Raw genomic sequence first — 13,103 nt, 5'->3', positions numbered from 1 at the left:
TTAAAATAATCTATTTTTCGGTAATTAAGTCAGCTGATTCTTGGCTCAATAGTGGCGACAAAGTTTTATCAACACAGAGAGTCAAACTGTGCATGGCTCTTGTACAAATCGTGTAGAGGACATCAACGCTGCGGGAGTCAGGATAATTCTTAGCTGAAATATCGTGGCCAATCACGGCGTCAAATTCCAATCCTTTGGCTAGATAAATTGGTAAAACTAGAATTCCCTTGGGAATAGAACGGAAATTGGCATCAACAAGGGTCACAATCGATTCATCGCTAAAGTGGGTATAAATCTGTTCCGCTTGAGCTTGATTACGGGTCAAAATAGCGACTGTATCGTATTTCTTGTTCAATTCACGTGCGGTATCTTTTAGACCCTGATAGTAATCGTCGTTGTCGAAGACTTTGATTACGGGATCTTCACCTTGTCTGGAGAAGGCTTTAACTTCGTCTCCATTAGGGAGTAATTTAGTCGCAAAGTTAGTGATTTCAGCCGTGGAACGATAACTTTGGTTCAAAGTTATTGTGGTGATCTTCTTTTTCTTAAAGAGATCGTTGACTTCGGTAACTAGATCTTTTTGACGATAAGAACTAGTCAATACATCTTGCGCTCTATCTCCTAATAGGGTCATTTTAGCGTTAGGGAAAGAGTGAGCGATATATTTCAATTGCGCCATCGTATAATCTTGAACTTCATCAATGAAAATATGTTGGATGGCATGATTGATTCCACCATCAGTTATTAAATCACGTAAGTACAGGATGGCAGTGGCGTCAGAAAGATTCAATTTATGAGCTTCAATTTGATCATCGATTGATTCGATCATAGTTTGCCAAACATTCTCTGAAACTAAGTCTTGGCGTAATTCATTGAGTAAGAAGAGGTATTCTTTGTAGGGATTGAAGAAATAATTATTGATCAAAGCGTTGTAAATTGGGGCATAACGCTCACGTAAGAATTCTTCGGCAATGATTTCACGTTGATTGGTCGACTCTTCGATATTGTGATCAGTAATGATCTGTTGAAAGTCTTCATCGAATAAGTTGTCGATCTCTGCTTGTACCCAGTCTTCTGTTCGATCTTCATGGATGCGTCTTTGTAGACGCTTGATCAAGATATTTTTAGTTTTTAAGAAACGGTCAGGGATGTGATAGGCATGATTGACTTGATCATAAATTTGGGCAATTTCTTCTTTAGTAAAGAAAGGTTTGCCATCAAAAATAACATCTTCAAAATATAAAATATGGTCAGGGTGGTTTTCTTCAAGTTGGGCTAACTTATCGAGAAATGCGCCGCTTTCTTTATATAAGCGCATTTTAATAGTTGTCTCTGGTAAGTTGCGTTCGTCTTTTTCATAGCGCTCAAAGAGAGTTTCAACTTGAATACCAGTCAAACGCAGTGCCAAAAATTCGTTTAAAGTAACTTGTCGCATATTTCTTTCCCCAAGACTTGGTAAGACTTCTGAAATATAGTTACTGAAAAGTTTATTTGGTGAAAAGAGGACAATATTGTCAGCGTTCATAGTTGAACGTGAATGGTAGAGTAAGTAAGCCACCCGCTGCAAAATCGCAGAGGTTTTACCAGAGCCAGCCACTCCTTGGACTAATAAAACGTCTGAATGGGTATCACGAATGATAGTATTTTGCTCATGTTGAATCGTTGCGACAATGTTTTTTAAATATTCATCGCTATATTCACTGAGGACGGACTGTAGGATTTCGTCGCCCACAGTTTCGTTAGTATCAAACATTGTTCTAATTTGATTATTAACGATTTGAAATTGACGTTTCTTCTTTAAATCAACCGTTGTTGGCCCGTTGGGAGTTTGGTAATGAACTTTACCAAGCATACCATTGTAGTAGATTCCCGAAATTGGTGCCCGCCAATCGTAGATCAAAAATTCGCCATCATCGTCTTGCAGGGTAGAAGTTCCAATATAAAGAGTGTCCTCTTCGCCATCTTCAACGATATCGATTCTGCCGAAGTAAGGCGATCCTTGGAGATTTTCGAGTTTTAATTTATTGGAGTTTAAAATATTTTCGTTTTCGACTGCCAAGGCCACCAATTGTTTCTGCTGTTGCACAGATGCATTAGTTTCCATTTGGTCATCGACTTCAGTAGTATTGACTTTGGTATTTTCACCGTAATTACGTTCGATGCGATGCGTTTCTTGATGTGCTTGAGCAATACTTTTATCAACGCGTTCAATTCTTCTGTCAATCTTGTCAGCAACTAAATTGACGCGCTTTTGTTCTTCTGCTTTCGATTGATTGATCGTCATAAAAAATACCTCTCGTTGACAATTTGTTGGTTTTTCATTATGCTAATAGCAATTAGAGTACATTACAGCATAGACATTTTTTAGTACTAATTCAAGTAAGTTGGTTCAGAGAATAACTTCATGGCTGAAAAAGTTATCAACCTTGTTTTGGGAAATGGGTTTGGTTTGTTACCTTATAACTTAAAGTGGTAGATTAAACTCTACAAGACAGGTGGTACCACGCTTTGGCGTCCCGTTATTAATAGATAACGGGGCGCTTTTTTATTTTTAAGCAGACCAGTATTATAGCACCTTTGAAATGTCGATGCACATGTAATTTTTGGAGGAAATAAAATGAAAACTAATACAATTTTAACTGGAGACCGTCCTACTGGTAAATTACATATTGGACATTATCTTGGTTCCTTAAAAAACCGAGTTAAGCTCCAAAATGAAGGCAAGTACAAGATGTTTATCATGATTGCCGACATGCAAGCTTTGACCGATAATGCCAGAGATCCAGAAAAAATTCGGACTAGTCTGATTCAAGTAGCCTTGGATTACCTTTCAGTAGGAATCGACCCAGCAAAGACGAACATTTTAGTTCAATCCCAGATTCCAGCTTTGAATGAATTGACGATGTATTATCTTGATTTAGTTTCCTTTGCTCGTTTGGAAAGAAATCCTACTGTTAAGACTGAGATCAAGCAAAAGAGTTTCGGTCAAAGTATTCCTGCAGGTTTCTTAACTTATCCTGTCAGTCAAACTGCTGACATCACAGCATTTAAGGCTGATACAGTTCCAGTTGGCGATGACCAAGAACCAATGATGGAACAAGCTCGTGAAATTGTCAGAACGTTCAATAATACTTATAACGTTGATACTTTAGTGGAACCAGAAGGCTACTTCCCACCAAAAGGACAAGGCAGATTACCTGGGATTGATGGTAATGCCAAGATGAGTAAGTCATTGGGCAACTGTATTTATCTATCTGATTCAGCTGATGAAGTTACTAAGAAAGTTATGTCAATGTACACTGATCCTGATCATATCCACGTTGAAGATCCTGGCAAGATTGAAGGCAATACGGTCTTTACCTATCTTGATGCCTTTGGAACAGATACTGAAAAGATTGCTGAATTGAAAGAACAATACCAAGCTGGTGGTTTAGGCGATGTTAAGGTTAAACATTATTTGAATGATGTTTTACAAGAAATTCTCGAACCAATCAGAAACCGTCGAGCTGAATATGAAAAAGATATTCCTGGCGTTTACGATATCTTAAAGAAAGGTAGCGATAACGCTAATATCGTTGCTAATCAAACACTTTCTGAAGTTAGAAAAGCAATTGGCGTTAACTACTTTGATTAATTTCTGAAAAAATAATATTGATTTCATGAAAACATATTGCACTTAACTCTTGATTTTATCAAGAGTCAGGTGTAATATGTTTTTTTGTTCCAAAAAATAAAAGTTTTTTTAAATAAAATGAGGTAAATTTATGGATGATTATGCTTTGGTTAGGTTTGTAATGAAATATACATCAATCAAACGTCGCATTGCTGCTAATTATTTAAAAGAAAAGCAATTGAATGTTTTTGAAAGTATTATTTTGTCGATCATTTATAAAAAGGGTGCTTGCACTCAAGACAAGCTGGGCGAAATCACGATGTCTGACGGTGCTCTCATTGCTCGTTCATTGAAAAAGCTTGAAAATTTCGGCTATGTTTTACGAAAACCAGACCCGACAAATGGTCGTCGCAAAGTGGTTTCCATCACCGAAAAGGGAACTGAGCTCACTGATACAGTTCGTAATAAGTTTAAAGCTAGTAATCGAACGATGCTTCAAGGTATTACGACTGAAGAACAGGCTCAGTTGGAGAACATTTTAGAAAAACTTTATAAGAATTTAGATAGTATCGAAATACCTTCTAAATAATTCAAGGGAAGAGGAATTTTTTATTATGGATAGTAATAAAAAGATTGTAGATGCACATGGAAAAACCTTCAATCGTAATTTGATGGTTCTAGTGCTTTTAGTTGGTACGTTCTGTACGGTTTTAAACGGTACTATTTTAACGACTGCGTTTCCAACTTTAATGAAAGAATTTAGTGTTACAACTTCAGATGTTCAGTGGTTAACAACTGGATTTTTGATGGTTAACGGGATCATGATCCCAGTTACTGCTTGGTTGAGCAATAACTTTAGTACCAAAGTTTTATATATTATTGCAATGTCAACTTTCTTAGTCGGAACAATCATGTGTTTCGTGGCTCCAAGTTTTGGCGTTATTCTTGCTGGTCGTTTGATTCAAGCGGTCGGTGTTGGTATCACAATGCCATTGATGCAAGTAGTTATGTTGTCAGTCTTTCCAGCTAATAAACGTGGTAGTGCCATGGGATTAGCTGGTTTGGTAATTGGACTAGCTCCAGCTATCGGACCTACACTATCTGGTTTCATCATTGATAACTGGACTTGGAGAGATCTTTTCGGAATGATCATTCCAATCGTTATCTTAGTTTTGATTTTGGCCTTTTTCTTTATGAGACCAGTTATTCATACACACCGGACAAAATTGGACGTTCTTTCATTGATTGAATCAACTGTTGGATTTGGTGCTATTCTTTACGGATTCTCATCAGTTGGTGATAACGGATGGGGTTCAATGACGGTCCTTGGTTCGATTGCCATCGGTCTTATTTCGATTGTTTTATTTGGTTATCGTCAACTACATTTAGACAAACCATTTTTGGAATTACGTGTTTTTAAGGAAAAGAAATTTGCGATTGCCGCAGCCTTATCATCAGTTACCAATATGGCGATGATCGGTGTGGAAATGGTCTTGCCTTTGTACCTACAAATTGTTAAAGGTATGTCAGCTTTCCATTCAGGTTTAACACTCTTGCCTGGTGCCTTGATGATTGGTGTCATGAGTCCTATCACCGGTAACGCTTTTGATAAGTTTGGTCCTAAAGATTTAGCTCGGATGGGTATGTTCTTATTAACTGCCGGAACAATTCCTTTCTTGTTCTTAACTCAAGATACCCCCGTACTTGATATCGTGATTCTTTATATGATCCGTATGTTTGGTATTTCAATGGTTATGATGCCAGTTACAACTGATGGTATGAATTCCTTGCCATTTGATTTAATGAGTCATGGTACTGCCGCAAATAACACTGTTCGTCAGGTCTTCAGTTCGATGGGTACTGCTATTTTGGTCAGTGTTTTAACTAATGTAACAAACAACTTGAAACCAGGACAATCATTGTTGAAATCAGCTCCACTTCAATATAAAGATAACTTTTTCAATGCTACTTTGAGTGGTTATCATGCCGCCTTTGCTGTAGCTATCTTATTCTGTGTGATCGGTCTTTTGATCAGTTTCATGGTCAATAACAGTTCTAAATCAAAGACGATCGATGAAACAACTTTAAAGAATACAAAATTGGCAGGTGAAGAATAATGGTTCTCATTTCAATCTTAATTTTTGCGGTTTTAGCTTATTACTTCGCTGTCTTTTTGAGAAATAAGAAAGTTGGTTATACCTTAGCTTTTACTTCCATCGCATTATTTATTTGTAGTTTATTCTTATTGATTTCAAACGAATATGGTCATTTTGGAATGAAGCAAGTTGTCACTGACAAAACTTATCAAATTCAATCAGTTCAAAAAGGAACTAATCTTTTATTGAAGAAAGAATTAGGTACTAGCGGTAAAGAAGATGTATACATTTATCGGACTCCAGAAACAGCCAATAAGAAGAAACCAACGACAACCAAGGTCGATGTTAATGTAACTAATAAAGTGAAAACCGGCAATTATTCGGCAGCCACTTTAGATAAAAAGACAACTCATTGGGAATATAAGAATGGTTTTTATTCATTCCTCTTCGGAATCTCTGGAAATAATAAGCAGTTTGTTCGTCAAACTAATACTTTTAAAGTTGGCAAAGATTGGTTGGTTCTAACTACTACTCAAGCTAGTCAATTGCAAAAGAAGATGAAGAGTAAAGCCTTCCAAGCTCAAATGAAACAAGAAGGTGCTACTTACGTTAAAGCAGCAATGATGAAAGCCATGCAAGCTAACCCAAGCATGACTAAAGCACAACAAAAACAAGTAATGCAACAAGCTCAAAAAGCCTTTAAGGCTCAAGCTCAAGCCAAATTGATTCAAGAAATCAAGGCTCAAAAATAAAAAGTATCTCCAGCAATCCAATTGGATCGCCGGAGATATTTTTTTTAATCAAGTTTTACATATTGGTTGGAAGCAACACGATAGAAACGTTGACCGTTGATATCAGTTAATCGATCAACATCCCAACTTGAATTTGCCGGAAGTGATTTTCTTAGTAATTGACCTCTAGCATTGTAAAGTGGGGTATTTTGTTGAGTCGTGTATGTTGTTTCAACAGGAGTGTAAGTATCGATCTTGGAATCTTCAACATATTGGTTGGAAGCGACGCGATACATCTTAACCCCGTTAATAATTGCCCAACCGTCAGATCTCCAAGCACTGCCAACTGGCAAGACTTCAGAAACTTTTTGACCTTGGGAATTGAAAGTATTGGTTTTAACCGTGACATTTACGTCGGTATTTAAAGGATTGAAAACGAAGACGACGCCATTATCAATTTTAATAAATTTGTCCACGGCAATTTGATAGTAACTTTGGCCCACAATTTTCACGATTCGTGAGAATTTCCAAGCAGTATTTGGCAATAGAGCGATATTGATTGCTTCACCTTGGCGGTTATACATTTCAACATCAAAGCCGAAGGTTCTCACGATGCCATGTTCTGTCGATTCAATACCGATATATTGACTGGCTTCAACGTATTCACCGTTATTTAAAAGATAGAAGTGTTTACCGTTGATTACAGCAGTACCTTTGACACCAACTGAAACTAAGTAAGCATCATCTTTAGAATTTGGATCAAGGTAATGAACATTGACATTTTGATCGTTAGGATTGGTCTCACTAGGCTTATTTCCAGTGTCATTGGAGACAATAGCGCCAGTATTTCCGTTACTGTTAGTGTTAGGAGTTGTTGTTTGGGACCCAGAATTAACGTTACCAGTAGTGGAACCTTGAGTAGCGATTGCCGCATAAGTTAGATTGACCGTCTGCGGATTTTGGCTAAAGTTACCCGTCAATAAGGTTAGGGGACTAGTAAGAGTGTAACCGTTTAATTGGCTAATTTGAGTTAGATTATATGGATCACCGATTTTATTCCCCGCAAGAGTCTTAGTTTGAGCCACGCCGTTTACAATAATTGGTTTGCCACTATTATCTAAGAAGTTGATCGTAACAGTAGGATGAGCTTGAGTGATCAGTGGTTGATTGACCGTGGTGGATACTTCAAAGATCGCATTGCCTAAGTGTTCGAGAACTGCTGAATTAGCACTGTATCCATTGCTGAAACCATAATTGCCATAACTTAGAGTTTTGGCTGTATCATCAAAATTATTCAATGTATAAGTGTCGCCGGTATTGTGAGTCAAGTTGCCGTCAGCTAAGTTAGCTGCTGGAACTGTCGTTGAGTAAGTGAAAGTATTTGCGAGGTCTTTTCCATCAGGGTCCAAAACTTGAGGACTGGTAAAAGTAACTGGTTGTTGGTCGACTGCAAAGACAGGTGTTGAGTCGTTTACTGTATTACTTACGGCATCGATAAAGACACCTTGACCAGTTTCGGATGGTTTTAGAGGTGAAAAGTCATTGATTAACGAATTACTGAAACCAATCATGTGCGAGCTTTGTCCATTATTAGCAAATTTATTAATAGTTGGAGCGAGCTGATTTAATTCTGGTTGATTTATTCCATCATTTGTAGTGCTACCTTCAAAACTAAGGGTATTGGCTTTGGAGAGATTCAAATCGCTGATTTGTGAGACATCGATCTCTTTTTGACTAGGATCGCTGAAATCACCACCGATTTTGACGCCATCCAAATTCAAGTTGTCTAGTGGTCTTAAGTCGGTGTCAGCTTTAGGGTCAGAAGCAAGCATAGCTTGGAAACTAACCGTAGTCTTTGATGGCAATAATTGTAAATATTGTAAACCGTTGAGTGTCTCCAATGGGGTACTCTGTTGGTCAGAAAGCGAGGCACCAGGGATGGCGGTAGAATCTGGGCCATTGGGATGAGCTAAGTCATAGAGCGTCATCGAAAGGTCAAGGTTGCTACCAGTATAATTTTTGATATCGCCGACCGTTAAATTATTGCTTAATGGAATATTTAAAGCATATTTGATGGAATTTGCTAAATTTTGGTCACCAATATTTACAATCGTCGCATCAGTCAGGTTGCTTGGCAATGCGTAGGGATCATTAGGATTTGTGGTGTTATTAGATGTATTGGTATTAATGGTAGTTGACCCTGAACTATTATTGTTGGTTGTGGAAGTGCCACTGTTGGTCGTACCAGAGCCATTTGTCGAAACATTGGTGGTTGATGATCCAGTTGTGGAATTAGAGTTATTCGAAGTAGAACCGATGTTACTTGTGCTGCCTGTTGAAGCGTTTGAAGTGGTTGTTGAATGGCTTGTACCAGTTGAAGTATTGGTTTGTGTGCCAGAAGTAGTGCCACCATTAGTTTGAGTAGAAGTTGTGGAACCAGTATTCGAAGTGGAAGTGCCACCCATATTTGAAGAACCTGATGTGCCAGTATTTGAAGTTGAACTGCCACTTGAGGTTGAAGGAGAACCAGATGTGTCAGGCTTTGTAGAAGTTGAACTGGTATTCGAAGTAGAACCGGAAGTTCCAGGTTGAGAGATGCTTGTGGAGCCATTTGAGGTAGAGCTTGAAGTCGAGCCATTACCTGTATTAGAAGTAGAGCTACCGCTCATATTTGAAGAAGAACCAGATGCATCAGGTTTTGTACCATCAGTTGTACTTGAAGTTGAACCAGAGTTACCAGTTTGAGAAGTACTTGTAGAACCATTTAAGGTAGAACTTGAAGTCGAACCATTACCTGTAGTAGAAGAGGTTCCAGTATGCGTATTAGTCCCCGTACCTGTACTGGAAGTAGAGCCAGAATTACCAGTTTGAGAAGTGCTTGAAGAACCAGTGTTTGAAGTTGAGCTGTCTCCAGTAGTAGAAGAAGTACCGGCATTTGTAGAAGTAGAACCCGTACTTGTATTGGAAGTCGAGCCACCAGTCATGTTTGAAGAAGAACCTGATGTACCAGTGCTTGGAGTAGAAGTCGAACCAGAATTACCGGTTTGAGAAGTGCTTGAAGAACCAGTATTTGAGGTAGTATTGGAATTTGAACTACTTCCAATAGTAGAAGAGGAACCGGAGTTTGTAGTAGAACCTGTTCCAGTATTAGAAGTAGAGCCATCACTCATATTTGAAGAAGAACCCGATGTACCAGTGCTTGGAGTGGAGGTCGAACCAGAGTTGCCGGTTTGAGAAGTACTTGAAGAACCGGTATTTGAGGTGGTATTTGAAGTTGAGCCTGTACCAGTAGTAGAAGAGGAACCGGAGTTTGTAGTAGAAGAACCTGTAACTGTGTTGGAAGTAGAGCTGCCACTCATATTTGAAGAGGAACCTGATGTACTAGTACCCGTATTTGAAGTCGAACTGCTTCCAGTATTAGAAGTAGAACCTGAGGTATTAGGTTTTGTAGTATCAGTTGTACCAGTGTTTGTAGAAGTTGAGCCTGTACTTGTATTAGAAGTCGAACCAGAATTACCAGTTTGAGAAGTACTTGAAGAACCAGCATTTGAAGTTGAACTGCTACCTGTAGTAGAAGAACCTGTACCTGTGTTGGAAGTAGAGCCACCACTCATATTGGAAGAGGAATCTGATGTACTAGTACCTGTATTTGAAGTCGAACTGCTTCCAGTATTAGAAGTAGAGCCTGAGGTATTAGGTTTTGTAGTATCAGTTGTACCAGTGTTTGTAGAAGTTGAGCCTGTACTTGTATTAGAAGTCGAACCAGAATTACCAGTTTGAGAAGTACTTGAAGAACCAGCATTTGAAGTTGAACTGCTACCTGTAGTAGAAGAACCTGTACCTGTGTTGGAAGTAGAGCCACCACTCATATTGGAAGAGGAACCTGATGTACTAGTACCTGTATTTGAAGTCGAACTGCTTCCAGTATTAGAAGTAGAGCCTGAGGTATTAGGCTTTGTAGTATTTGTTGTACCAGTAGTAGAAGAACCAGCATTTGTAGAAGCCGAGCCTGTGTTAGAAGTGGAGCCACCACTCATATTGGAAGAAGACCCTGATGTACCGGTATCTGTATTTGAAGTAGAGCCCGAGGTATTAGGTTTTATAGTATTTGTTGTACCAGTGCTTGGATTAGAAGTTGAACCGCTACCTGTAGTAGAAGAAGTACCAGAATTTGTAGTAGTAGATCCTGCACCCGTATTAGAAGTAGAGCTACCACTCATATTGGAAGAGGAACCTGATGTACTAGTGCCCGTATTGGGAGTCGAACCAGAATTGCCAGTTTGGGAAGTACTTGAAGAACCAGCATTTGAGGTAGTATTTGAAGTTGAACTGTTTCCTGTAGTAGAAGAGGAACCAGAGTTTGTAGTAGTTGAGCCTGTGTTGGAAGTAGAGCCCGAGGTATTAGGCTTTGTAGTATCAGTTGTACCAGTGTTTGAAGTAGAAATTGAACCAGAATTACCAGTTTGGGAAGTACTTGAAGAACCAGTATTTGAGGTGGTATTTGAAGTTGAACTGCTTCCAGTAGTAGAAGAACCAGAGTTTGTAGTAGTAGAACCTGTACCTGTGTTGGAAGTAGAACCACCACTCATATTGGAAGAAGAACCTGATGTACCAGCATCTGTATTGGAAGTAGAGCCCGAGGTATTAGGCTTTGTAGTATTTGTTGTACCAGTACCGGGAGTGGAAGTAGAACCGCTACCTGTAGTAGAAGAAGGGCCAGAATTTGTAGTAGTAGATCCTGCACCCGTATTAGAAGTAGTGCTACCACTCATATTGGAAGAGGAACCTGATGTATCAGTGCCCATATTGGAAGTCGAACCAGAATTGCCAGTTTGGGAAGTACTTGAAGAACCAGTATTTGAGGTGGTATTTGAATTTGAACTGCTTCCAGTAGTAGAAGAACCAGAGTTTGTAGTAGTAGATCCTGCACCTGTATTAGAAGTAGAGCTACCACTCATATTGGAAGAGGAACCTGATGTACTAGTACCCGTATTGGAGGTCGAACCAGAATTACCGGTTTGAGAAGTACTTGAAGAACCAGGATTTGAGGTAGTGTTTGAAGTTGAACCATTTGTACTGGTAGTAGATCCTGAAACGTTGGTGCCAGCGTTATTTGACGAAGTATTTCCAGTTGTACTTGATGTACTCGAATTAGAGTTACCTGTAGTTATAGAGCCACTGTTGTTATTTGTTGAACTGCCTGATGTAGTTGTATTCGACCCAGTGTTGGCGGTCTGACTACTTGAACCGGTATCGGGATTGGTATTAACTGTTGTAATTGGTGCATAGGTTAAGTTAATAGTTTGAGGATTTACTGTATAACTTCCTTGTAACAATGTGGTCGGACTAGTCAGATTATAGCCTGGGAGTTGGTCTTCAGTAGTAAAGTCATAGGCAGCACCAACGGAGCTTCCTTCGACGGTCTTTGTCTGCAATACTTTATTAGTTGAACCATCAATGTAATTGATTGTGACGGAGGGATTAGCTTGAAAGACAACAGGTTGGATAATGTTAGTTGATTCAGCTAGTGTGGCATTGCCAACTTGTTGATTAACTGCAGAATTTCGTGCATCGTAGCCGGCGTAACCAAAGTTACCATAAGTTAAATTTTTGGCATTATAGTCAGGATTATTCAAAGTGTAGTTATCGTTGCCATCATTGATCAAGTTACCGTTTGGAGGATAAATTCCATTAACGGTTGGTGAAAAAGTAAAGGTATTAGCAACGTCTTGACCATTTAAACCGATGACTTTAGGACTTGTGAAATTTAGGGCCTGATTATTCATGGCATAAACGGTGGTTGGTGCACTGACAGTATTAGTAGTTGCTGAAATAGCGGTGGGAGCTCCAGTTGAAGTTCCAGCTAAAGGTGAAAAGTCGCTGATTGAAGAATTATTAAAAATAATTGTGTGTGCGCTTTGAACGTTATTATTAGCATAATTAACTAGCGTTTTTGCGATTGATGCTAGTTGGCTTTGATTGACGCCATCTGTTGGTGTAGTGCCCTCAAAATTGAGTACGTTGGCGTTGGAAAGATTGACGTTATTTAATTGACTAATATCGATCTGTTTTGTCGTAGGGTCACTAAAATTGCCACCAATCGATAACCCGGATAAGTTCAAATTATTCAAAGGTGCAAGATTGGGGTCTGCTTTTTCATCGTTGGCTAATACTACTTGAACTTGAACCTTGGTCGATGAGGGTAACATTTGCAAATATTGAAGGCCATTCAAACTTTCGATTGGGGTAGTAATGATGTCGGGAATATAGCCGCCGGGTCCAGTAGGTGAAGTCACTCCCAAGTTGGGAGTAATAGTATCATATTCGACCATTGAAATATTGAGGTTGTTTCCTTTGTAGGATTCAATTTGACCAACCGTAATCGGCGTAGTAGTGAAGATGTTCAACGCATTTTTAACTTCGCCTTCCAAATTAGGATCGGTAAAATTAACAACGGTATCGGCTGAAAGATTGCTTGGCAGTGCATAAGGATCAGTTGTTGTACCAGAATTGTTAGTTGAAGAACCAACTGAGGGACTGGTGGTGGCTGCTTTTGCGGTCTGATTGACAGTTGAACCTAAGATTGCGGTTGAAAATAGGGAGACTCCTAGATAGATTGCTTTTTTCTTTAATAACATTTTTTCTGTCCTTTCTATTTTGTTC

General features: G+C 39.0%; 6 protein-coding genes. 4 read left to right on the top strand and 2 right to left on the bottom strand.

Annotation, left to right across the window (positions count from 1 at the left end; translation table 11 throughout):
• Positions 1-10: 10 nt before the first annotated feature.
• Positions 11-2,284, bottom strand: coding sequence for an RNA polymerase recycling motor HelD (gene helD, locus ACYT32_RS00110; RefSeq protein ID WP_395263905.1), 2,274 nt, complete (start codon positions 2,282-2,284; stop codon positions 11-13).
• A gap of 333 nt (positions 2,285-2,617) precedes the next feature.
• On the opposite strand from helD, the gene trpS reads away from it, so the two are divergent.
• The 4 genes from trpS (at position 2,618) to ACYT32_RS00090 (ending at position 6,461) form a co-directional block, all read left to right on the top strand.
• Positions 2,618-3,634 (top strand): tryptophan--tRNA ligase, encoded by a 1,017-nt coding sequence (gene trpS / locus ACYT32_RS00105; RefSeq protein WP_395263904.1) that lies wholly within the window; start codon positions 2,618-2,620, stop codon positions 3,632-3,634.
• A gap of 130 nt (positions 3,635-3,764) precedes the next feature.
• Positions 3,765-4,202: a MarR family winged helix-turn-helix transcriptional regulator gene (locus ACYT32_RS00100; RefSeq protein WP_395263903.1), complete on the top strand. Its 438-nt coding sequence runs from the start codon at positions 3,765-3,767 to the stop codon at positions 4,200-4,202.
• 25 nt (positions 4,203-4,227) lie between these two features.
• The gene (locus tag ACYT32_RS00095; RefSeq protein WP_395263902.1) at positions 4,228-5,730 is read left to right on the top strand and encodes an MDR family MFS transporter; all 1,503 of its coding nucleotides are present in this window, start codon (positions 4,228-4,230) and stop codon (positions 5,728-5,730) included.
• Positions 5,730-6,461, top strand: coding sequence for a DUF4811 domain-containing protein (locus tag ACYT32_RS00090; protein WP_395263901.1), 732 nt, complete (start codon positions 5,730-5,732; stop codon positions 6,459-6,461). Before ACYT32_RS00095 ends, ACYT32_RS00090 begins: the two co-directional genes overlap by 1 nt.
• Positions 6,462-6,505: 44 nt before the next feature.
• Here the strand turns inward: ACYT32_RS00090 and ACYT32_RS00085 are convergent, their stop codons facing one another.
• Positions 6,506-13,078, bottom strand: coding sequence for an SLAP domain-containing protein (locus ACYT32_RS00085; protein ID WP_395263900.1), 6,573 nt, complete (start codon positions 13,076-13,078; stop codon positions 6,506-6,508).
• Positions 13,079-13,103 lie beyond the last annotated feature (25 nt).

Source organism: Companilactobacillus sp. FL22-3, from assembly GCF_054881455.1.
This window is presented reverse-complemented; position numbering and strand designations above follow the sequence as displayed.

What these genes read in the sequence shown, in the direction of transcription:
- ACYT32_RS00090 (WP_395263901.1), top strand. Translation starts at nt 5,730, where the DNA reads ATGGTTCTCATTTCAATCTTAATTTTTGCGGTTTTAGCTTATTACTTC.
- helD (WP_395263905.1), bottom strand. Translation starts at nt 2,284, where the DNA reads ATGACGATCAATCAATCGAAAGCAGAAGAACAAAAGCGCGTCAATTTA.
- ACYT32_RS00100 (WP_395263903.1), top strand. Translation starts at nt 3,765, where the DNA reads ATGGATGATTATGCTTTGGTTAGGTTTGTAATGAAATATACATCAATC.
- trpS (WP_395263904.1), top strand. Translation starts at nt 2,618, where the DNA reads ATGAAAACTAATACAATTTTAACTGGAGACCGTCCTACTGGTAAATTA.
- ACYT32_RS00085 (WP_395263900.1), bottom strand. Translation starts at nt 13,078, where the DNA reads ATGTTATTAAAGAAAAAAGCAATCTATCTAGGAGTCTCCCTATTTTCA.
- ACYT32_RS00095 (WP_395263902.1), top strand. Translation starts at nt 4,228, where the DNA reads ATGGATAGTAATAAAAAGATTGTAGATGCACATGGAAAAACCTTCAAT.